Genomic DNA, 20,941 nt, shown 5'->3' on the forward strand with positions numbered 1-20,941 from the left:
CGGTTGTCAAAAACATTTATTTCCGTAAAATTTGCATTTGGACTGGTCAATTGTGACCCACTGTATGCTTTTACGCATTTATAAAATTTCTCATTAGGTTGGCAATAATAAACTTTACCCTCTGCCGCTGATGAAAGAGGGAATGCCCCGTCAAATTTTCCTAATATGGCCTTATCAAAGTCTTTCATTTTCTTTTCAATGCTTGCAGTTGTTTCTTTAACCTGCAGATCCATATCGTTCTTTGTCAGATATAAGTCTTTACCGTCATTATGCACTATCACTGATTCTGAATTTGATACTATAAGATTGATTTTAACTTCAATCTTAAACGGTCCGTCTTTCTCAGGTGGAACCCATGAAGTTTCATCCCCATCATTTATATAGTAGTATAGTTTTTCTTGGCCACTGTCGTTTATATACACTCCTATTTCTCTAGGATAATACCCGGTCTCCAATTTTACGTTATCCAAATAAGTTGTCAGAGTGGCAGTCTCTCCCTTCTGTTCTTTTCTCAGAATTGTCTTTTCGACCTTTAAGTTTTGTAACTTAGTTAATTCAGCAGGGTTATCATAATCATCCAGCTTTCCATCTCCAAATTTAATCTTTGTAAATTCTACTGGTTTATTAGCTGCCAATTGCTTAGCTAGATATTCTTGTCCTACTTTAGTTATTCCATTAAATTTCATTTGCTAACCTCCTGTATAATTTGCTTATATGCTTTAATATTAATAGGTGCTTTAGTATCAATATCTCCGACCCTTTTTTCCTTAGTAGTCACTACATTAAATACTTTATAACCTCCAACGTATAATTTACTTCCACCATACTGGTGTAACTCCACCACATCCAGATGGCTTCGCACATTTTTATTTTTATTAATAATCTGAATAAGTCTTTTATACTCCTCTGGATCCACAACCCTCTTATCGGTTGTTATTCTGAAAGTTCCTCTTTTCTCTTTTCCTTCTGGATCATACTCAGGCCATTCTGACACTTTAAATCCCTTGTACAACATTGAGCACATATCTTCCAGCACTCCAATAGTTCCTTTAGTTGCTCTAAAAAGAACAGCTTTTCGAACTATTTCCCTCTTTTCTGCTGTGGATACTCCAAACCTGAAATCAGAAAATCCCCACAACATCAAGTTTAATTCTTCATCTGTCATGTTGTCTATTCTATCCCACACGCCTAGACGCTTACGCACTTTAGTATCTGAGTACTTAAGCATTTCGTCAATAGCCATGAACATCAATCTAGTTCTTTCATCAGAAAGAGTTGATTCTGCTGCGATATCAGTAAGCTTTAAATCCTTATTTTTTATCATAAGTCTTCAACTCCTGCATAATTCAGATTAATTGACTTTGCAACAGTATACTGGTTCTTAGCTATTTTTTTAAATGCTGGTTCTGATATTACAACTCTTTTAACTCCTACTGACTTTAATGCGTGAATTATGTCGTCCGGAACTATATCCAGGCCTAGCTTCTTACGTTGCTCAAGAACATACTTATCAATTATATCTTGTGCCTTCTTTTTTATTTGCCCAGCATTGAATCCACTCTCTGAAGCTATATAGTAATCTAGTTTTATATTGTACTGAACTTCCTCAGGATCCAACACGTTAACTTTATCAGTCAATGGCCTTATGTATCTTCCATTTACAACTTTTTCTATTTCTTTTTTTAACTCCTGGCTCGGTTTTCCCTTGGCTGTTAATGGATATATATCCACTTCACAAGGTTTATTACTTCCTACTTCTACGTCAGTAATTTCAGGAGATACTGTAAATGTCCAAAACTTATATGCGCCATCTGGTCCTGCAACTGAAAAACTATCAGGAACCATTCTGATACGTTCCCTATATGAGTCATCGGACTCCATATCAGTACCACCATTAGTGGCAGTTGTGTTTTTTACATCTTTATAATAAAGGTATAAATCCACCATAGTAGTTATTGCTCCTGGTTCTATTCCATTCGCGTCAGCTCCTGGAGTTGTACACTTTGCTATTCCTTCAACACTGGTAGCTCCTATTGGGACTCTATACTCTTCTATAGTACTGAAATATAAATTGTTATACTTTATAAGGCTGCCCTTTGGTATAATAATCTCCTTTTGTTTTTCTGATAATATACTGAACTCAAACGTTGCACTGGCATGATGTGGCATTACTCTATCTCCACGTTCTCCATAAACTTCCGCTTGCAGATCTAATCTTTCATCACGCGCAAACCTTAAATAATTCTGTTTTATTTTGTCATTATATTCCTCTTCTCTAAGTGCTAACGCATATGCCACACTTGAAAAAATAAGGAATTCAGGACTTGCTTCTGTCAGTTTTAGCCCGGTCTTTTTCTCATAGTAATCAATTGCTATTTGCCTATTCTTAATCGCATCGACTTCTATAGCTTGATAATCATCTCCTATTTTCATCACTGCATCACCTCCAGGTCTAGTATTATGTTAAAATTATTATCTTGCTCCAGCTCCACGTCTACATTCTTTAAAATAACTCTTGGTTCGTACTTCCGTACTGATGATAATAAGTCATTAAAAATTTTGTGCCTCACGACGTTGATATTTTTATCGATTACATCACTGTCAATTGAGAAGTTACGCATTAGAGGCTGCTCATATTTGTAAACTCTTAAAATCATGTGAACTTTCCTCAATATATCATCTATCTGATTCTTAGGATTGTAATTTATACAGTCATTCGATTTAATTCTATACACTTACTTCACCTTCTTTTGCTGTGCTATGATTTTATCCTTGTCTTCTTCTTTCAGTAAATTCTCGGCATACTCATTCTGACCTACTCTACTTAGTCTTTCTGCCTTATTTTTAAAGTACTCATCATACGACTGATAGTACTCAGGAATATCCACATACTCCTTCAAATTTACTTCCAGTTTTATATTATCAAAATCGCCAATAAGAGGATTATAATGTCTTGCTATTTTAGTAACCTCAGTAATTACAAATGGATACTGTCCCATTACCTGCATCCCTATAACTAACGGAGCATATTTCCCTGAATACATAAAATCTTCTAACTGTTTCAACTGGATGGAAGGAGTCAAAAGACTAAGGCTTGAAATTAATTCAATTTCAAATTTAATTTCTACTGGATCTCTTCCCTGGTGTCTGAGCTGGGTAATACCATATACTGGAGTATGCTCAGTTATCCGTGCTCTTACTGTTTTTTCTATTTCATTAGATATAGAAAAAACATCCATGGAACTGACTCTAAATATTATATTTCCTAGGCTTCCAATCATCATTGTAAACCACCGGTTCTGTCAGAACCTTTAGCAACTCCACCATGTGTATGACTGTCAATTAATTGTGATCCACTTGTAGTAGTTGTTCCCATGGTAAGTGTATTACCTCCAACTTTTAAATTTTTAGTTATTTCAACGTCTGCTGTTATAACTACCTTAGCTATTGGAGAAAGTGTAAGAGTACCATTGTCGTATTTGTATAGTCCTCCATCAGAAAATGTTCTTCTTACCTCACTATCTGATATATCAGACGCTCGCATTGGACAGCCTAAAATGTATCCTTCTTCCAACATATCTGGAAGCTGTAAAACCACTACTGTCTGTCCCACTTTCAATGCATAATTATCCTTGTGTGACTCTGAAAAAGGGACTAATATATTCAACCATCCTGATATTTTATAGTCCCTATCAGGAAATATCACTCTCGCCTTCCCCGCTTTCACGTCCACCGAGTTTATTTCGCCTTGCTTCAAGATATCCACCATTTCCTTTTACACCTCCAGTTTTTTCAGACTCTAATTTTTTATCAGTTTCTTTATTCTTAAGTTTTTCCTTTTCATCATTAATAACCCTTTGTTTTGCTCTTTCTAGGGCATTTAATCTGTAAGCCTCTATATCGCATACATAATCACCATCCACAGTGTGTACGACCCTGTTAATCTCGTATTTACCTGCAAATTTACCCCATGTGCTATCTAATTCTATTATGCAGCCAGCACAATATTTAGTATCTCCATCAACTGTTAGATTAATTGTATATTCCTGTTTTAAACTTTCTCTTAATGCTTTTGTAGCTACTTTTCTTGCGCTACTTTTTCCTTTTGTCTTTATTTTTTTAGTTCTATCTTTCTTAGTTCTGTCTTTCTTAGATTTTTCAGCATACTTTTTCTTATAATCTAGATATCCTCCATCACTCATTGTACAGTCACCTCATTCCGCTCCTGTAATTCTTCTTTGGTTATTACCTCAACAATATGCTGCTTTTTATCTGCATCATAATAGCTTACTTCAACACGATCATATATATCTCTATTCTTTTTTCTAAGTGTATAGTCCCTAATTCTGTAATCATTCATCGTAAATACAGCTGTAACTTCTTTTTCAGCGCCATTATTATATTGTTTCTCATCGTCAAATATTATCAATGAATCATTAGCTATTTTTAAATTAAGCCCATTTTCATCTAATATACGTTTTAAAAATCCTATATCTGTTTCTCTATCCTGGTCTAGTCGTTCAAAATATATATCATCAGCATAAAACTCCACATTCAATTGATGTTTTATCGCCAGTTGAGCAACTAATTCATTCAATGTTATTTTCTCCCAGGAAGAACTGTTTTCCTGTTGCCTGATGTTCTGGTCTAACGGTAGCGCTAAGCATTTTAAACTTAATTGATTAGGAGAAAATGTAGGTTCATCAACATAAAAAGTGCCTAAATCTAAAAACTTAGGCACTCCATTATCAATTTGTAATAATCCTACTAACAGCCTTGCATTTTCATCAGGATACCAAGGCCCCAACCATCTTCCGTCAAAATTCTCAAGCTCGAGAGTTAAATCATCAATTGCATTTCTGGAATTATCCGTATAGGAAAGAGATGATATTGAATTTTGAATTTCAGTAGTTATATCCACTCCAGCATAATAAACTATAATTCTTATATTCCTAGCTAGCCCATCAAATCACCTCTTCCATGGTGGCAATGTATCTGACTGATATGTTTCTAACGGGATATCTGGAACTATTATCGAAATTCCCGAGTCAAATATTGCTATTCCTATCAGTGCAGGATTAGCACGGATAAGATTAGTGAAATATTTTTCTGAGCCATACACCTTGTAACTGATTAAATCCCAGGTATCGCCGCTTATAGTTGTGTATACTTTAACTTTCATCAAATAATCGCCGTCCTTTTCTTTTTATTCTCCATTTCAGCTATTGCTTTTTTAACAGCATTAGCTATATCATTAGGATCTCCTCCGTTAGCAGTTATATTTATAGTGAACTGATTGTTATCCTTGGATACTATATTTGTTGGAGAAGATGCAACTTGAGTATTTAATTTAGCAGCTGTAACAGCCAGTTTTGTTCCTTTCATAGTGTCAGCTGGTCCCGGTAAAATATTTCTATTACTTCCAGCAATACTGATACTTCTTGAAGTAGCTAAATTTTTAAATTCTTCCGCTGGGACTGTAGTTTTTACATTCTCTGCGGCATTCTTTAACTGCTCCGTCTTTTCGTCAGTATCATCAAATAGTCCAGTTATTTTATTCCATACCCCTGTAACTATGTCTACTAAGCCGTCAAACATCTTCTTTATGCCACCTATTAAGTCCTCAAACCCTTTCTTTACAAGTTCAAAGTTTCCAGTAAATATTCCTATTACTATTTCCCAAAATCCTCTGAAGTAATCAAATAGGCCGCCAAAAATCTTCTTAATACTCTCCAGTAAAGACTGAATTCTTTCGGTTATACCTGGAAACATTGATTCTAAAAACCCAAGTATTCTATCCCAAACATTTGAGATTATATCAAATAGGCCACCAAATATATCACCATATCCATCCACCATATCTCCGAAGCCTTCTTTTATAAGTCCAAAATTTAAAGTAAATACTCCTTTGATTACTTTCCAGATTCCAGTGAAATACTGTTTAAGGCCATTAAATATCCGTATTACTCCAGCTCTAAACCAGTCTACTTTTTTATACAACACTACAAAAATAGCAATAGCAGCAACTACTGCTAGAATGATTAGTCCCACAGGATTACTTATAAATGCAGCTTTAAGGGCTAACCCAACTATTTTTATAATCTTTACAAACTTCATTAGTCCCACAGGATTACTTATAAATGCAGCTTTAAGGGCTAACCCAACTATTTTTATAATCTTTACAAACTTCATTAGTCCACCAAATAAGAACGAAAACGTTTTAGATAATAATGGAAACATAGTACGCAGGGCATTACTAATACCACCAAGTTTAAATGCTGCAATTCCTTTATTCAACCAACTGAACATTGGTATCACATTACCAATCATTTTATTGGTAGCTCCTACCGTAATACTAAATAGTGCAAATGCTCCAACTGCTTTCATTATGCCCATTGTTAATTTAGGGTTTTCCTTTACAAAATTTGCAATCTTAGAAAGTGTAACTGTAAAACTTTTCAAGCTTTCCTTTATCTCAGGAGCTAAGCTCTTACCCATATCTGCTAATATATTAGAGATTGAGTTAAATGCTTGCTTGAAAGTGTTTGTAAGGGTGTTCATTCTATTAGCATACTCAGTATCTACTGAGCCTTCTGTCATCTCTGATTTTGCAAGTTTAAGATTTTCCTTTACCTTGTCAACGTTTGTAGCTAATGTTGCTACAGAGTTGATTGCTTGCTCGCCAAATATATCATTAATCACTGCTGCTTTATCTTCCGCCTTTAGTTGATTAATTTTTTCAAGCACTCTTATTATTGTTCCTTCTGCGTCTTTTGCCATATCCTTATGTACCTGATCTGGATTTAATCCTAAGTACTCGAAAGCGATTGCTTTTTTCTGTGAATCGGCTCCCTTTCCAAGCTGTAAATACAATTGTTTTAATCCAGTACTTGCTACTTCTGCACTTGTACCCATTGACAGTAATGTAGCACCAAATGCCACGTTTGCTTCTTTAGATACATTTTGTGTCCTTGCTAGACCTCCTACCCGGTTAGATATTTCTACCAGCTGGTCAGCATGTGCAGCTGTATTATCTGCCATATAGTTAATTACATCAGCAAAAGCAAATGTTTGTTTTTGTGTAAGACCTAATTGATTTTTACTCTTCGCTATAAATTCTCCAGCAGCTTCAGTACTCATATCAAAAGCCACTTTTAATTTCATAGCTCTTTCAGTAAAGGCCACTATATCCTCCTTAGCCACACCGGATTGTGCTGCAGCTCCGGCTATCTCATAAACTTCTGTTTGCTTAAGAGGCGAATTCTCTGATAGCTTTCTGATTTGAGCAAAATAGGCTTCCTCTTCGGCCTTATCTTTAAAATCAATCATTTTTTTCAAGTCTGCTTGGGACTCTTCCAGATCCGCATAAAGTTTGACAGGTATAAGGAGAGTTGCTCCAATTTTAAGACCTCGGGCTATTTGCTTACCACCTTTATCTGAAAATTGTTTAGCCAAATCATTGTTTTTCTTTATTCTCGTCAATGTTTTTTCATATTCCTGTTGTTTTGCCAGTTGCTTATTTACATCAGCTAGTTTACTCTTGTAATTTTCAAGAGTATATCCTTCTTTCTCTAATGCTGAACGTGCAGCTTCAAACACGTGTCTTTGACGTTCTTTCTGTTTATTTAATCTATCAACATACTTTTCTGCGTCCTTTACATGCTTAGCAAATTGGGCGTTCTGTCCGCCTGTTCTTTCGTACTCAGTCTTTAACTTTTTCAGATTGCTACAAGCATTAAGATACTCCTTATTTAGCCCTTCATAATTCTTCTTTACTTTGTCTAAATTCTCAAGTTTTTTCTGCGTCTTTGATAAAACCTTATTTTGCTCAGCCATATCTTTAGTTGTACTACTTACTTTTTTAAAGCTATCTACTACCTCAGCAACTCCAGCAACTCCCATAATCCATTGCAAATCCATCTGTTTAGCCATCAACTCACCTCCCTATTTATTTTTTATTCGCTCCTGCTCTTCCTGAACTAAGGTTTGAGCTCTATCTACCCAATAATCAAGCTCGTACAGGCTGCATTCCTGTAAATCATTGCAGCCTATATTCAGCTTGAAGTGATTTAATACTTGTGTTAAATCAACTATCAAATCCTGGTATACTATGCTCCAGTAACTTCTGTTCCAGAATTTGTTTTCGGTTTCTGGTCTGCCCAACCTTTGCTCAAAAAAAGACGTGTTTTACCAACCACTTGTAAATAGTCTTCTGCTTTTAAAGTTAGTAAATCTCCATACTTTACACCTAATGCAAAGGCTGCAACTGTAACTGCCCAAGTATCTTCCAACTCTTTCACAGCAGCAGTTTCCCTGTTTCTAAGTTTAAACTCTTTTTCACACTGAACTAAATCCTTACCTGTAAGCTGATCCAGATCCAAATTAAATTCCTCGAATTCTTTTCCACCTAAATTATACTTTTGAGTCAATTTTATTATCATATTTTACTCCTCCTCTATAAATGCTATAATCCCATTAATCTTCTAAGTTCATCATTCTTTGTACCTAATGCCGTAGATTTATTATTTAGTACATCTATTTCAATTATTGTCTTATTTCCAATTGTTAATTTGTAGTAACTTACAGCCATTTCAATTGTTGTTTCTAGTTTTCCAGTAGGCTTTAGCTTTGGCCCTTCCATCTTTTTTATCAGTCCTTTAATAGTTGCGTCAATTCCGTATAATTTAGGACCTTGCGAAGCTTTATCCATTGCCTGAGCTCCACCCTTGCATTCTACTAGAATTGCTTTAGTAGTATCAATTGACTCCATTGAATCATCTATACTGTCCATTTTTATCTTAGCATCCAACTTTTTATAATGCCCCATGAGTGGCGCTTCTAATTCAGCAGTCATTCCCATCTGCTCAATATTTACAGTTACCATTTCCACAACGGGTAATTCCACTTCTGCTACTCCTGCTAGAGAATTTGACCCATTCAAATATACTTCAGCGTCAACTAATGCCGCTGGTATTTTATCTTTTGCCATTTACTATCCCTCCTTATTAAGCTGCTAAGCTGTTTGCAAAGGCCATAAGTGCTTCCACATCGTAAACCTTTTTAAATGTGATTGATTTAGCTCCTGGAATAATTCCTAATTGAATTGTCCAAGTTATATCGCCATTTATAATATCAATTAAACTATTATCATCTGCATAGAATGCAACTTTTCCTGATAATAAGTTATCAGATGCCACTAAGGCATTAAGTCTTAAGTTCATAGACTTCTCCATTGTTTCAGCTAATTTTAAAGTGAATTTTTTATCTACATTATTGAAGTAAGAAAGAACTAATTCATTTCCTATGTATTTAAACATTCTTCTTCCATAGATATACTTATCTTTTGGATCCGTAGCTAATGGATTTTTAGCTGTCTCTGAACCCCAGCATCTCCATCCCTTGAAATTAATCGCAGTTACGACTCCATTTTTATTTAAAAAGTTCGCCTGCTGCTCTTTATCAAGTCTAACTTCTTCATACTCTTTTCCTTTTTTCCATACAAATGCGTCCATTTTGTATGAATAATTTGAAGGCCCTTGACTAGGTACTCCATTATTTTCCCCGTCTACCTTCAATGATAAAGCCGCATAATGAATTGACTGGTGATATACTTCCCCAGCTAATTTAATTCCCCCGTATAGAATTATCTGGTCATTCCCTATGATATTATTAGTATCTTTCCACTCCGATAACTCATCGTATTTTTTAGTTATATCGGCATTAATAAGTGCCATTGATTCAAACATTCCACCATTAAGTGTTTTAGCTTTGGTTTCCATGATTGCTGCTACATCGCTTTCACCTGAGAAGTCAGGAATATCAATAAATGCTGGAAGCTCTGAATATTTTAAAAATACTTCATTAACTAGCTCAAGCCCTGTTCTCTTCATACTGTCGGCATCATATCCACCTATTGCGTCTGATTTCTTAACTTTTGATAAATCTACTTCGTAATATTCTATATCTACTGTCCCTTGTTCATCCAGTTTGACACTTAATTCAAGCCCTTCCGACGTGAATTGCATTTGAACATCTGACACTGTTTGTTTTCCTGATGTCTTTTGTACAACTACTGTTTCTGGAATAACTTTCTGAGATGGAATAACTATCTTACCTCTTACGAGATTCTGCGCTGATAATGTTTTCTTTTCTCCTTTATGTTTTTCTGGATCCAAAATATTTACAATATAAAGTGGAGCCACTGCATACAATTCAAAGAAACATTTTATCGCTTGAGATATCGAGAAATCCATATCATGTGTATTTCCAAAATACTCTAATGCTTCTTTATATGTCCCTACTCTAACTACATCATTAATCTTTCTATTTTCCTTTTTTACTTGATTAATTGGTGCCATCCCTACTATAAAGTGTCCGTAATCAAGTACAACAGGTAGCTGTAACGGAGTAGCGCCTTCAACTTGATATGTACCATGTTTATACATTTTTTATACCTCCTATTTCATTTACTATCTCATCATAAAATGCCTTATTTTCTGCTATGTCTGAGAATTTATACTCTTCTACTGGAATCAATATCCTTGTTAGTAACGGATACTTACTAATAAGATTATCTATTTTTATTCCTTTGTACACTACTCCTCTGACTAACATAAATTCGGGCAATATTAAATTCTTACCAACATAAATATATGCTTTCATTCATCTCTCACCGTCCTATTAATCTATTCAATTCTTTATTTATTATTTCTGACTGAGTAGCTGGGCACGATACTCTAAATCTAGCAGTCGAGAAATAAAAAGGCTCTTTATCATCTGCATAGAAGTCAACAGAAAAAGGTATCTCTTGCTTAACAGCATACTTTCCATCAATAGTACTTGTCTCCAGGAACTTACCCCTTAAGTAATCTCCCAGCTCTAAATGCTCTAAATAGTCTTGTTCTTTTGTACCAATCCAAAGTTCTATATCTGCAAAAGCATCGTATACGTCTATACCACTCCTAGACTGTTCAAAGTGTGATATTCTAATCAGGACAAAAGGAAAATACTCATTTGTTTTCTTTCCATTTTCTCTATCCAGATGATTATTATCTGGCAGTACTCCTCTATACACATTCACACCTTTATCAGTCAATATACCTTTTAAAAATTGAAATAGACTCTTTTCAACATCCGATATCATTTAATCACCCTATCCAATTCATGCTCCAGTCTCTCAGTGAATTTTTCATCTGCATACCCTTGTAAATAATTAATTATATTAGTATTTCCTAACATCTGAGGCTCTGAAGCTGAATATAATCTTCTAATTATCTCCCGTTGTATACTTCCTTTTTTTCCTGGAATTGTTTTAAACCTTCCAGTTCTTGAAAATGCACCCAGTTTGCCGTCTTTATAAGCTATAAAGCTATGGGGAAGTGATTTCAACTCCCCCTTTTTTACTTCAATCATTAGTGTTCTAGGCCTTTTAAGTCTTTTTTTTGGAGATAATTTGAAATGATCAAGACCTATCGGCCTCCCGGAACTGATTAACTTAGCTTTTAAATTATTGCTATTGGATGTAAATAGATTTATAGAATTCCGAAGCTTAGTGGCGCTAATGGTATAATTTTCTCTAGTTTGTCTAATCTGCTCCGCTCTGGTTGATGTTAATGTCCTATTTAACGCCCTTGAAATACACTTCCTAACTTCTTTAGTTGTTAAATCCATTGCTTCTGCGGTTTTTTCAAGTGTTGTAACATCCATCTCCAGCTTAACCATTACACTTACACCTCCGAATAATTAACTAAATCTATTTCAGCTATGCCCATATCTGATTTACAAGAAATTACAGTATATTTTTTATTATCCAGTAAAATAATTTCACCAGCATGCGGAAGACAATTAAAAAAGGAACTTGCTATAAACATAGTAAGTCCCTCCAGGTAAACACCTTCATCTGTTAATGAATTAATACGATTATTCTGTTTAGTCTGAAATCTCTCTTCATCCAATACGCACTTTGTAATTTTATCCCCTACAATATGATCATCAGCAAATTCTAATTCATTTATAAAGACAGCATCTATGTCACTTTGTAAAATTTTTTTAAAATCCATAGTGCACCCCTTAATTATCTTTTTCCACCTTTACCGTTACCGTTACTTTTTCCTTTGGTAGTCCCATCTTCAGTAATCTCCTCTTTCTTCTCCTCTGCAGGTGCTGCAATTTCATCTACTGTTGGAACTACTGGAATCTTTTCTATTTCTATAAGATTCTTGCCTATACTCTCTTCTGCTATTTTGCTCTCCAGGATTTCTACTTTCTCTCCTGGATTATATATCTTACCAGCATATAGTATTGGCTTAAGAACTTTATACTCCATTTATCTCCCTCCTATTTAACTTTTAATACTCTGATTGCGTCAATATCAAACGGAACAGGTAGCGGTCTTGATTCTGTTCTTACTTCAACTGTATTAGCTTTTGAATCAGTATCTTCAAATGGTACTCTTTCAGCTTGAATAATTCCTTTTGTAACGTCGACAGCTGCTCCGTAGTGCAGTACATTCTTTGATGGCGCAAATAATACTGAACCTTCTGGTATTTTTTTCTCAACTTTATATGTTTTTCCGTCTTCATTTAATATCTGTACTTGTGTTTGGTATGAGTATATTGGGATATTATGTGGAGCTAATGCACCAACATAAGTTGCTCCAGCTGGAAGGTCTTTTGGTGCTATTTTTCCAGCTTCAAAATTTCTAATATCTAATAGCTTTTGTATTTTTTCATTGTCTGCGAATAATCTAGCCGCCACCGGATCCATAACTATCAGTTCTACTTTTTGTCCTGTAGTTTCTCCTATTTCACTTATTGTTGATGAAATATCAGCTGCAATAGTAGCTTTATCAGTGTTCCATTTATTTGTAACTGACACTTCTTTAATTTTTCCATAATTGATTTCATCTTCTACGCCTTCACCTTTTACTACTACTTTTCCAGTATATAGCACGTCTATACACATCAGTTCTTCTCTTCTTGTAATTTGGTCTTCAAACTCAGCGTATGATTCTCCTAATAACTTTGCTTTTTTCTCTTCTGGAGAATATCCACCATAAATAGTTTCCCCTGGGATCTTATCAAAGAATAGTTCGTGTCCTGTAAATGTTCTTTTTGGTGCAACCTTTGGCGCCTTGTAGTATCTGCTTTCATAACTTCTTTTTATCATTTCAGTACCCGGAATAAGCTCAGATACGAATGGTGCAACTAATTGCCCACCTTTTTTGTATTCAATTTCAAATTTTTGTTTCTCGTGAGCCTTGTGTGTAGCGAAAAACATATCTTTTATAAAGCTCGTAGGTTTAATAACCTGTTGATCATAAACTCCTAAAAATTCAATTACTGCTGGCATTAATATCTACCTCCTAATTTTTTAACATAAATTCCAATTTTTCTAAGATTTTGTATCACTGTTGCGTCAATTGTGCCCCCTGTAACTTTTAGCCCCTCTGCTATAACTTCTCCAGCTACTACTACAGTAGTTTTTCCAGTTCCAGATGAAGCGTCAACAGTTTCTAAAACTACGCCAAATGCGTCAGATGCGTCAGTAGTCATAGAACCGTCTGCAGTAACTACCTGCCCTCTTTCAACTTTTTTGTTACTAATTGCTAATTCCATTACCTTATGACCAGTACCAGACAATAACTGGTCATACTCATATACATTCCCTTTTTCTACAAATGCCATACTATTTGACCTCCTTTAATTTTTTATTCATAAATGCCACAATTGCATTGACTTGCGAATTTTCATTCTTTGGGTCTTTCATTCCAAAGTTTAAATTATCGTCTCCTAACATTTTTGCTTTTTCTTCATTCTCTTTCTGTTGAAGTTTAACCAGCTCTACTGATAGCGATTCAATAGTTTGTATACTGTTGTATTTCGCGTCAAACACTAAGTCTGCATGATTTTTTATATTAATTTCATCGATAGCCTTTAATCTATTTCTTTCTGCTTGAACACCTTCATTCTTAACAGCTTCGTACACATCTTTATATTTATCTTTCAGCATATCTACTGTAATAGTATCTGTTTGTGATTGTGTTGGCGCCGGTGCCGGCTCCTCTGGTTTATAATTATCAAATTTACTCAAATCAAATGCCATATTATTTACAATTAAATAATTACTTACATTCTTTATATCCTCATCAGACTCAAGTATTTCATCCACAAATCCATTGTTTTTAGCTTCAACCGCTGTCATCCACGTTTCTTCATCCATCAGCTGTGATAACTCGTCCTTAGTTTTTCCTGTTTTCTTTGTGTAGGTTGCCACTATACACTCTTTCACTTTATCAAGCATGTCTGCTGCTTTTTGTAAGTCCTGAGAACTTCCAGCAGCAAAAATCCAAGGGTTGTGTATCATAAATAAAGCATTTTTAGGCATTTTTACATTATCACAAGCTGAAGTAATTATTGTTGCAGCACTTGCAGCTAGTCCATCAATATAAGCAGTAACATTCGCCTTATGTGATTTTAAAGTATTAGCTATTGCCACAGCTGCAAATGCATTTCCTCCTGGACTATTGATGTGCAGATTAATCTCTTCCACATCTCCAAGCCCCTCAATATCTGATTTAAACTTTTTGTCTGTAATATCATCCCAAAAGTCATCACTACCAATAGAACCATACAGTGTCATTTCAGCGGTTTTCCCGTCTTCATTCTTCACTAGGTTCCAGAACTTTTTCTTCTGATTCATCATTTTTGGCATTTCCTAACGTCACTCCTTTTTCTTTTAATATTTTTTGTTCCTTTGCTAATATTCTTACATTCTGCTCAAAATCTCCACCGTTCAATTCAACAGATTCCCGTGAACGTGTGGATAGTCCTTCCTGAATTTTCAACGCACTTGCTTTAGCTTCCTTGAGTGGATCTATTTGTCCTTGACTTGGGCCATTCCATTGGGCTGTACTCCAAGCCTTATCATATAAAGGATCAGTTCCAAAATTATATAATTCAATTCTACCCCTTAAAACTGCTTCTCTTAGCCACTCCTGGTATATCAATTGTGTAAAATTGGATGCAAACCAGTCACGGCGTTTCCTAAACATCTTCCATGCCTCCAGCAAGGCTGCTCGAGATGCTGAGTAACTTGCACTGAAATGTTTCACAAGAAGCTCATAAGGTACTTCCAATGCTGCCCCTATCTGGCGTAATATTGCAGTTACAAATGGGTCAAACTGAGCATTAGGTCTTCCTGGGTTATTTGGATTAGCTCTTTCTCCTGGTCTAAACCCTACTATCATTCCTGGAGTCATTTCTATATCCAGTGCTCCTGTATCATCGTCATCATATGATGATGAGACAACAGACTCTTCTGGACTAACTATAGATTGCTCTCCTATGTCTGCTGGTGTTACATTGTCTTTATCGGATTCTATAAATACCGCATACATTCCTGAAATAACTGCTGCCATTAACTCGGCATCTGTATATCTATCAAGTTGCTTAAGTGCCTCGATAACAGGTGAAAGCAGTGGAACTCCTCTAAGCTGCTCAGGTCGTTCCGGATTAATCAAATGTATAATATTACGTTGATTAGATTTTCCATAGACTGGTACATACACAGTATCAGTCGAGCCGCTATAAGTATCCAATGGATGTTCTTTAGCAACGTAGTATCCAGTTATCCAATTAGTTTTTTTATCAAGCTGAACTCCACAAATAACACTCTTGTCGTTAGTCTTATCATTTGGAGTTAAAACCCTATCAGGTTCTATCACTAGTAACTTCAAATGATATGGATTCCGAGGTGTTTCAAAATAATTAAGTTTAATAAAGCATTCTCCACTAAGTAACACAGTTAAAAATACAAGATCCTGCACTTGATAAAAATCTAGCAATCCATTTTGGTCAATTTTACTCTCTGACCATAGTCTAAATTCTCTTTCAATTTGTGTTTCTATCTCTTCTGCTGTGTTTTCGTCGAGCCCTAATAATTCATAATCAATAGCGGACTTAAGACGTAATCCACTCCCAACTGTATTTGATACAATCGTTTTAATTACTCCAGTTGCAGTTGGTGCTCCCATGTATAAGTCCCTGGAACGTTCCACAAGCCTATCTCTATTCTTGTATATGTCGTTTTTAACTCCACCACCACGGCTTAACCACCCGAGCATAGAACTTTTAGTTGTTGAAGCCCCATGGTTACTATACCCGGTGTTTAATACAGCTAAATGTTGTCGAGCAAGTTGCCTTTTTAAAGCCCAGCTGGGACTTATCTGCACGATTGCTTTTTCTAATAACTTCAATCTTATTTCTCACCTCCTCCTTTATGATACAAACATATCATTTAGTAAATGCTTTTTCACAATAGTTGTCCTCTCTATTAGTTTTTTTTCCTTCTCCAGTGCTGTATCTATTAAATTTATTCTGTAAGCTATATAATCTTGAGTTGGCTTATCATGGACTGGAATTATAAAATTTTTTAATGCGTCAAATTGCAGGTTTATCGTAGTCGCATATTTAGTTATAAATCTATTCCAATCACGTTCCATACTTGTAAATATGTATTTAGGATTATGATCCTCCGCAACAACTAATACTGCATACTTAGTTTCGACCTCTCCTGAATTTTCAAGTATTTCCATAGGTGTACTTATCATCGCTGATAGTGGTATAAGTATGCTCTTTGCGGGGTATGTCTTGCCTTTAATAGCTCTTTCCACATCGCCAATATCAAGTATTGATTTCCAACTGCATTTGTTCAAGTTTATCTTTTCCATTTTCCACTAATTCCTCCATCTGATTTGTTACTGTTTCTATTTCCCGTCTTTTTTCTACTGTTCCAGCTGTTAAATCTTTCATCATATTTACTAACTCTATTTCGGTATCAAGAATCTCTTTATCTAATACAGCCAGTCCTTCTATAGCTTCTTCAAGTGTATAAGGTAGAACTTCAGGCTCAAAAGTATCCACATATCGGGGAATATTTAAGTTATAATCATTTCTTTCAACTTCATTAATCAGGCATACAGCTGCATACTTATCAATAAACTTTCTTTGTTCCACTGATTCTATGAGTCTATTGATATGGATATCAGTCATAAAATTAGTAGCACCGTCTTTTTCATAGTCCTTAGAACAATCCACAAATAGTATGTCTTTCCTTGTTCGATTCTTTTTTAGAATCATTATTAAAACTGGTATTCCAGTGTTTAAAAATAACTTGTCCGGTAGTCCTATTATGGTGTCTATTAGATTATTTTGAATTAACCTAGTTCTGATTTTCTCTTCTGTTCCACCACGAAATAATACTCCGTGTGGTAATATTGCGACCAGTGTCCCGGTTTCTTCTAATCTATCCAACGAATCTAACAGAAATGCATAGTCAGCTTTACTCTTTGGAGCTAGTCCATAGTCTTTAAACCTATTTTCTTCCTGTCTTTCCTTAGCAGCATCCCATTTTAACGAATACGGTGGATTAGATATTATAGTATCCATCTTCATCTCTGGAACTTCTGTAAGAACTTCAATGTCACTATATTTATCAGTTTTAGTTAACTTATAGCAATTAAAAACCTCTCTTGTTAAGGCGTCCCCGTGTATTATAATTGCGTTGGTATTTCTTATACACATATTAAATAGGAGAATAGGAATTGCACGACCCGAATATTCAAGACAATAGAAATTATCAGCTCCTTTTTGCCATTGCTTCAACGTCAGACCTCCAGTACCAGCACAAATATCGCCAGTCAATCCCTGCTGATCCGTAAGCCTTGATACAATTTCACAGACACAATCTGGTGTAAAATCCTGTTTTAGTCGGTCTCTATCAGAATGCTCCGACTGATAGTATTCAGTAAACCAATCATGGTCAAGTGGTTCTCCCAACTCCATGAATTTATTAAGAAGTGTTTCCTTTTCCTCACTTAATAATTTACTTAACAGAGTATCCGGCATTTTATAAGAGTCCTTTATTCCTAATATCTCATTTACTTTTTCACTGGTCATGTTCTCACCTCCTATACTGGTATGGTTCCACTATTATATCTTTACGCACACATTTTCCCATTTTTTATAGGCATCTAAATAAAGTTCTTGTTTATCTCCATTCAGAGTCACTTCGTAGTACATCCCATCGCTTACTGTAGTAGATAGTAGTGCCTTGTTATTCTGCAGTACTTTGCAGCTCCATACCACGAAAACATCATCCATAGTTAATTTCTTATTATCTGTTTTCTCTACTCTGCTGTTAAAATAATCAACTATTTCTTTTTTACTTAACTCAATAAATTTTTTACTGTCCATACTAACCTCCATACTTTTTATAAATCTCTAGGTATTACCCTTCTTGCTCCTCTTCTTCTTTTGCCTCTTACTTTAAGTAGCTCATTTTCCCAATAAGCTCTCCCTTTTTGAATCTCAGCTAAATCTGCTCTTTCAAGTTCTCTAGTTCCAATTCTATATCTTTGGCCTGATAAGACTTTTATTTCTGCTTCTCTGTATAGTCCTATCATCTCAAGACATTGTTTTTCTGTATGATTAGCCATTATATTTTCACTCCTTTCGATATAACCCTTACTCGTGGTCTTTGCACTGGTTTTGCAGCATTCTCTATCTTCCCAACTGTATAAGTCTGTGTTAAGTCAGGATTTGCTATCTTTAATGCTGCGTATGCATAGTTTCTCAAGTCTAATGGTTCATTACGTTTAGTTCCTATAAGTTTCCATACAGTCTTTTTAACTCCTTTTTGCCAAACTGTAGTTTTTACTTCTGATGTCAATCCTTTAAAGTATGCATCATCATACCCACGTTCTGGATTTTTAGGGAAGTGCATATAAGCAGGATTATCTTCATTAAGCTTCAATCTTGATATGATTGTTTCCTTTCCAGTATTTACTCCAATTGTAAATAAAGGTATACGCATCCTATTGGTCCGTGATGGTCTTGAAATGAATGCCACTCCATCACCTCCACGACCCTTTATCCCAAATACTCTCCACAGCTCTCTTGGTTTTACAAACTGATAAGCTTCCTGAGTATAGTGCCCACCTGTATCTACACATGTGCACAGAATTTTTATTTTTTCACCATCTGCATACTTAAACTCAGTATCCAAATATCTAGCAAGTTGATTCCACACATCCTGCGAAGCTGGTGATCCAAAGAACTGTTTATAATAGACACCCCAGCTTTCTTCTCCTTCACCCCAACCGACTACTTCAATCTCCAGTCTGTCATCCTGTACGTCAACTCCTGCTGTAAGTACTTTAACTCCGTCTGGTATTTCAGCAGTATATTCTTCTCTTCTATTTGCAACATCAAGAAAGTTTATTTTCTCTGTACGTTCTTCCCAGGTTTCACCCAAAGATGTATTTGTAAATACCTTCATCAGTTGTACATTTCCTTTTGCTTCCTTGAATTTCTTTATTATTGAATCCCATGTAGTAAATGGGCTGTATAGCTCTGATATATGAAATCCTCTAATACTATAGTCCTGAAGATTCTCCAGTTCTGTCTGCCAAACTCCAAATCTTAAATTTTTCTTCCACTCATACTCATTAGATACTTCCATACATTCTTCGCATTTATGCCCTACTGGGTCAAATATGATATTTTTCCATTGTAGCTTTTGTAATGCGCCGCATTTTGGGCACGGAACATAATACTCCTCTTGAGTTGAATTTAAGTACTCCATCTCAATACGACTTTCGCCCTTAACTGTAGGCGTGCTCGTAACGACTATTTTTTTATTCCAGAAGGTTTTAGTTCTTTCCATTGCTAATTTCAACGGATCTCCTTCTCCCTGGACATCTCCTACAAATCTGTCAATTTCATCTGCAAGTAATATCCTGATTGGTCTACTTGATAACTCAGTTGCAGAATTTGAACCGGTCAACTTTATATATCCGCCCGGAAATTCTTTCTGAAGTACTGTATTTCTACCATCATCGCTTTGAATTTTATCGCGAAGTTGTGGAGTACTTTGAATCATATCATCCAGTCTTGTACTAGAAAAATCTTCTGCCATGCTTTGCGTTGGCAGTAAAAACATAATTGGCGCCGGGTCGTAATCAGTATAGTATCCAAAGGCATTCAACAGTATATCTGTTTTAGATAGCTGTGCTCCGTACATCATTACAACTTTTTCAGTTTTCTTGTCGGATATAGCTCTCATTACTTCCCTTTGGTATGGTACCCTATCAGTGCTCCAGCGTCCTGGCTCAGCAGAACTTTTTGAGCTAAGGATTCTATACTGATCCGCCCAGGTGTCAATTGTCAATTTTGGCGGTGGCTTGAGAACTTGAAAGATTTTAGCAAACAAATCAACGGTCTTTTTTTCTCCGCTTAGACTTAGCTGTCTTGTTACTTCGGCTTTTTTCTTTTCCGTCATCTTCATCATCCTCCAGTACCAAATTTGTATTCATAAACATTTCTTTAGAGTATGCGCTTAATTCCAGCAATGCATCCTCTATACTGTTCATAACTATACTTTGTATGTCTCCCAAGTTTTCACATCCAACAACCAGTGGAGCTACCTTATTTGGTATTGAAAGCAATTTTCCTTTCAGATTGAGCAGCATGCCAGTCATAACCTTTTCTACTATGGCCGCTTCATGAAGTTCATTTCTTAATTCTGCTATCTTTATGCTCTTAAGTTCAATGTCCTTATCAAGCTTTTCAGTTTCCTTCTTAAGCTTGAGTTCTTTCAGGTCTCCATTTCCGTTATTCGACAATTTTTGATACTCCACATAAGCTTGAACATTTTCCAGGAAATAATACTTGTTTCCTTTCTTTGTAAATGTTCCTTCCTGTGCTAACTGTCTGACATATCGGTCTGTTATGCCTAAAATTTTAGCCAACTCTACTCCCCTGATTAATACCCCTTCTTTAATCTCCATCTGGTCACCTCCTTTGGAACGGAACTCGGATTTTTTTGTTCTGAAATCGGTCGCTTGTTTGGGACTCGCAAGACCCGCAAGCTTTTTAGTTCC

At 35.6% G+C, this 20,941-nt stretch carries 27 protein-coding genes; all 27 read right to left on the bottom strand.

What is annotated here, in order from left to right; translation table 11 throughout:
• Positions 1–686, bottom strand: a 686-nt coding sequence (locus IX290_RS03020) for a phage tail protein (RefSeq protein ID WP_211491730.1), incomplete at its 3' end; no start/stop codon positions are given.
• Entirely contained in the window at positions 683–1,324 is a 642-nt protein-coding gene (locus IX290_RS03025; RefSeq protein WP_211491731.1) for a phage tail protein, read from the bottom strand. The genes IX290_RS03020 and IX290_RS03025, both read right to left, overlap by 4 nt.
• On the bottom strand, positions 1,321–2,433 hold the full coding sequence (locus IX290_RS03030; RefSeq protein WP_211491782.1) for a baseplate J/gp47 family protein: 1,113 nt from the start codon (positions 2,431–2,433) through the stop codon (positions 1,321–1,323). The genes IX290_RS03025 and IX290_RS03030 overlap by 4 nt, the downstream gene beginning before the upstream one ends.
• Before the next feature lie 302 nt (positions 2,434–2,735).
• Positions 2,736–3,284, bottom strand: coding sequence for a phage tail protein (locus IX290_RS03035; protein WP_211491732.1), 549 nt, complete (start codon positions 3,282–3,284; stop codon positions 2,736–2,738).
• Positions 3,281–3,667, bottom strand: a complete 387-nt coding sequence (locus tag IX290_RS03040; RefSeq protein ID WP_249168957.1) for a phage baseplate protein — start codon at positions 3,665–3,667, stop codon at positions 3,281–3,283. Before IX290_RS03040 ends, IX290_RS03035 begins: the two co-directional genes overlap by 4 nt.
• Positions 3,668–3,692: 25 nt before the next feature.
• Positions 3,693–4,202, bottom strand: coding sequence for a hypothetical protein (locus IX290_RS03045; protein ID WP_211491734.1), 510 nt, complete (start codon positions 4,200–4,202; stop codon positions 3,693–3,695).
• Entirely contained in the window at positions 4,199–4,921 is a 723-nt protein-coding gene (locus IX290_RS11610; RefSeq protein ID WP_349290737.1) for a contractile injection system protein, VgrG/Pvc8 family, read from the bottom strand. The genes IX290_RS03045 and IX290_RS11610 overlap by 4 nt, the downstream gene beginning before the upstream one ends.
• 48 nt (positions 4,922–4,969) lie before the next feature.
• The gene (locus tag IX290_RS03055; RefSeq protein ID WP_349290736.1) at positions 4,970–5,182 is read right to left on the bottom strand and encodes a tail protein X; all 213 of its coding nucleotides are present in this window, start codon (positions 5,180–5,182) and stop codon (positions 4,970–4,972) included.
• Positions 5,182–7,932 (bottom strand): phage tail tape measure protein, encoded by a 2,751-nt coding sequence (locus tag IX290_RS03060; RefSeq protein WP_211491736.1) that lies wholly within the window; start codon positions 7,930–7,932, stop codon positions 5,182–5,184. Before IX290_RS03060 ends, IX290_RS03055 begins: the two co-directional genes overlap by 1 nt.
• A gap of 176 nt (positions 7,933–8,108) precedes the next feature.
• Positions 8,109–8,441, bottom strand: coding sequence for a hypothetical protein (locus IX290_RS03065; RefSeq protein ID WP_211491737.1), 333 nt, complete (start codon positions 8,439–8,441; stop codon positions 8,109–8,111).
• Between the two features lie 23 nt (positions 8,442–8,464).
• Entirely contained in the window at positions 8,465–8,989 is a 525-nt protein-coding gene (locus IX290_RS03070; protein ID WP_211491738.1) for a phage major tail tube protein, read from the bottom strand.
• Between the two features lie 16 nt (positions 8,990–9,005).
• Positions 9,006–10,445 (bottom strand): phage tail sheath protein, encoded by a 1,440-nt coding sequence (locus IX290_RS03075; protein ID WP_211491739.1) that lies wholly within the window; start codon positions 10,443–10,445, stop codon positions 9,006–9,008.
• Positions 10,438–10,614 carry a hypothetical protein gene (locus tag IX290_RS03080; RefSeq protein WP_211491740.1) on the bottom strand — a complete coding sequence of 59 codons (177 nt, stop codon included), beginning with the start codon at positions 10,612–10,614 and terminating at the stop codon, positions 10,438–10,440. Before IX290_RS03080 ends, IX290_RS03075 begins: the two co-directional genes overlap by 8 nt.
• Positions 10,615–10,669: 55 nt before the next feature.
• Positions 10,670–11,143, bottom strand: coding sequence for a hypothetical protein (locus IX290_RS03085; RefSeq protein WP_211491741.1), 474 nt, complete (start codon positions 11,141–11,143; stop codon positions 10,670–10,672).
• A complete protein-coding gene (locus IX290_RS03090) occupies positions 11,140–11,706 on the bottom strand; it encodes a hypothetical protein (protein WP_211491742.1) in 567 nt (188 codons plus the stop codon). The genes IX290_RS03085 and IX290_RS03090 overlap by 4 nt, the downstream gene beginning before the upstream one ends.
• Before the next feature lie 20 nt (positions 11,707–11,726).
• Positions 11,727–12,059, bottom strand: a complete 333-nt coding sequence (locus IX290_RS03095) for a hypothetical protein (protein WP_211491743.1) — start codon at positions 12,057–12,059, stop codon at positions 11,727–11,729.
• Positions 12,060–12,073: 14 nt separating this feature from the next.
• Positions 12,074–12,325 carry a hypothetical protein gene (locus IX290_RS03100; RefSeq protein WP_211491744.1) on the bottom strand — a complete coding sequence of 84 codons (252 nt, stop codon included), beginning with the start codon at positions 12,323–12,325 and terminating at the stop codon, positions 12,074–12,076.
• 11 nt (positions 12,326–12,336) lie between these two features.
• Positions 12,337–13,350, bottom strand: coding sequence for a major capsid protein (locus IX290_RS03105; RefSeq protein ID WP_211491745.1), 1,014 nt, complete (start codon positions 13,348–13,350; stop codon positions 12,337–12,339).
• Entirely contained in the window at positions 13,350–13,685 is a 336-nt protein-coding gene (locus tag IX290_RS03110) for a hypothetical protein (RefSeq protein ID WP_211491746.1), read from the bottom strand. The genes IX290_RS03105 and IX290_RS03110 overlap by 1 nt, the downstream gene beginning before the upstream one ends.
• Before the next feature lies 1 nt (position 13,686).
• A complete protein-coding gene (locus IX290_RS03115; RefSeq protein ID WP_211491747.1) occupies positions 13,687–14,712 on the bottom strand; it encodes a head maturation protease, ClpP-related in 1,026 nt (341 codons plus the stop codon).
• On the bottom strand, positions 14,660–16,231 hold the full coding sequence (locus IX290_RS03120) for a phage portal protein (RefSeq protein WP_349290735.1): 1,572 nt from the start codon (positions 16,229–16,231) through the stop codon (positions 14,660–14,662). Before IX290_RS03120 ends, IX290_RS03115 begins: the two co-directional genes overlap by 53 nt.
• Positions 16,232–16,276: 45 nt before the next feature.
• Entirely contained in the window at positions 16,277–16,729 is a 453-nt protein-coding gene (locus IX290_RS03125) for a hypothetical protein (protein WP_211491749.1), read from the bottom strand.
• Positions 16,683–17,957: an N-6 DNA methylase gene (locus IX290_RS03130; protein WP_211491750.1), complete on the bottom strand. Its 1,275-nt coding sequence runs from the start codon at positions 17,955–17,957 to the stop codon at positions 16,683–16,685. The genes IX290_RS03125 and IX290_RS03130 overlap by 47 nt, the downstream gene beginning before the upstream one ends.
• Before the next feature lie 33 nt (positions 17,958–17,990).
• Complete coding sequence (locus IX290_RS03135; protein ID WP_249168825.1) at positions 17,991–18,266, bottom strand: DUF6275 family protein; 276 nt, start codon at positions 18,264–18,266, stop codon at positions 17,991–17,993.
• A 5-nt stretch (positions 18,267–18,271) separates the two neighbouring features.
• Positions 18,272–18,496, bottom strand: coding sequence for a DUF6148 family protein (locus tag IX290_RS03140; protein ID WP_249168826.1), 225 nt, complete (start codon positions 18,494–18,496; stop codon positions 18,272–18,274).
• Entirely contained in the window at positions 18,496–20,340 is a 1,845-nt protein-coding gene (locus IX290_RS03145) for a phage terminase large subunit family protein (RefSeq protein WP_211491751.1), read from the bottom strand. The genes IX290_RS03140 and IX290_RS03145 overlap by 1 nt, the downstream gene beginning before the upstream one ends.
• Entirely contained in the window at positions 20,273–20,848 is a 576-nt protein-coding gene (locus IX290_RS03150; RefSeq protein ID WP_211491752.1) for a MerR family transcriptional regulator, read from the bottom strand. Before IX290_RS03150 ends, IX290_RS03145 begins: the two co-directional genes overlap by 68 nt.
• Positions 20,849–20,941: the final 93 nt, after the last annotated feature.

Origin of the sequence: Fusobacterium sp. DD2 (assembly GCF_018205345.1) — a bacterium.
Classification (GTDB): Bacteria; Fusobacteriota; Fusobacteriia; order Fusobacteriales; family Fusobacteriaceae; genus Fusobacterium_A.

What these genes read in the sequence shown, in the direction of transcription:
- IX290_RS03095 (WP_211491743.1), bottom strand. Translation starts at nt 12,059, where the DNA reads ATGGATTTTAAAAAAATTTTACAAAGTGACATAGATGCTGTCTTTATA.
- IX290_RS03140 (WP_249168826.1), bottom strand. Translation starts at nt 18,496, where the DNA reads ATGGCTAATCATACAGAAAAACAATGTCTTGAGATGATAGGACTATAC.
- IX290_RS03105 (WP_211491745.1), bottom strand. Translation starts at nt 13,350, where the DNA reads ATGCCAGCAGTAATTGAATTTTTAGGAGTTTATGATCAACAGGTTATT.
- IX290_RS03045 (WP_211491734.1), bottom strand. Translation starts at nt 4,202, where the DNA reads ATGAGTGATGGAGGATATCTAGATTATAAGAAAAAGTATGCTGAAAAA.
- IX290_RS03055 (WP_349290736.1), bottom strand. Translation starts at nt 5,182, where the DNA reads ATGAAAGTTAAAGTATACACAACTATAAGCGGCGATACCTGGGATTTA.
- IX290_RS03075 (WP_211491739.1), bottom strand. Translation starts at nt 10,445, where the DNA reads ATGTATAAACATGGTACATATCAAGTTGAAGGCGCTACTCCGTTACAG.
- IX290_RS03110 (WP_211491746.1), bottom strand. Translation starts at nt 13,685, where the DNA reads ATGGCATTTGTAGAAAAAGGGAATGTATATGAGTATGACCAGTTATTG.
- IX290_RS03080 (WP_211491740.1), bottom strand. Translation starts at nt 10,614, where the DNA reads ATGTTAGTCAGAGGAGTAGTGTACAAAGGAATAAAAATAGATAATCTT.
- IX290_RS03060 (WP_211491736.1), bottom strand. Translation starts at nt 7,932, where the DNA reads ATGGCTAAACAGATGGATTTGCAATGGATTATGGGAGTTGCTGGAGTT.
- IX290_RS03025 (WP_211491731.1), bottom strand. Translation starts at nt 1,324, where the DNA reads ATGATAAAAAATAAGGATTTAAAGCTTACTGATATCGCAGCAGAATCA.
- IX290_RS03035 (WP_211491732.1), bottom strand. Translation starts at nt 3,284, where the DNA reads ATGATGATTGGAAGCCTAGGAAATATAATATTTAGAGTCAGTTCCATG.
- IX290_RS03070 (WP_211491738.1), bottom strand. Translation starts at nt 8,989, where the DNA reads ATGGCAAAAGATAAAATACCAGCGGCATTAGTTGACGCTGAAGTATAT.
- IX290_RS03100 (WP_211491744.1), bottom strand. Translation starts at nt 12,325, where the DNA reads ATGGAGTATAAAGTTCTTAAGCCAATACTATATGCTGGTAAGATATAT.
- IX290_RS03145 (WP_211491751.1), bottom strand. Translation starts at nt 20,340, where the DNA reads ATGACGGAAAAGAAAAAAGCCGAAGTAACAAGACAGCTAAGTCTAAGC.
- IX290_RS03065 (WP_211491737.1), bottom strand. Translation starts at nt 8,441, where the DNA reads ATGATAATAAAATTGACTCAAAAGTATAATTTAGGTGGAAAAGAATTC.
- IX290_RS03115 (WP_211491747.1), bottom strand. Translation starts at nt 14,712, where the DNA reads ATGCCAAAAATGATGAATCAGAAGAAAAAGTTCTGGAACCTAGTGAAG.
- IX290_RS03150 (WP_211491752.1), bottom strand. Translation starts at nt 20,848, where the DNA reads ATGGAGATTAAAGAAGGGGTATTAATCAGGGGAGTAGAGTTGGCTAAA.
- IX290_RS03130 (WP_211491750.1), bottom strand. Translation starts at nt 17,957, where the DNA reads ATGACCAGTGAAAAAGTAAATGAGATATTAGGAATAAAGGACTCTTAT.
- IX290_RS03125 (WP_211491749.1), bottom strand. Translation starts at nt 16,729, where the DNA reads ATGGAAAAGATAAACTTGAACAAATGCAGTTGGAAATCAATACTTGAT.
- IX290_RS03085 (WP_211491741.1), bottom strand. Translation starts at nt 11,143, where the DNA reads ATGATATCGGATGTTGAAAAGAGTCTATTTCAATTTTTAAAAGGTATA.
- IX290_RS03030 (WP_211491782.1), bottom strand. Translation starts at nt 2,433, where the DNA reads ATGAAAATAGGAGATGATTATCAAGCTATAGAAGTCGATGCGATTAAG.
- IX290_RS03090 (WP_211491742.1), bottom strand. Translation starts at nt 11,706, where the DNA reads ATGGATGTTACAACACTTGAAAAAACCGCAGAAGCAATGGATTTAACA.
- IX290_RS03135 (WP_249168825.1), bottom strand. Translation starts at nt 18,266, where the DNA reads ATGGAGGTTAGTATGGACAGTAAAAAATTTATTGAGTTAAGTAAAAAA.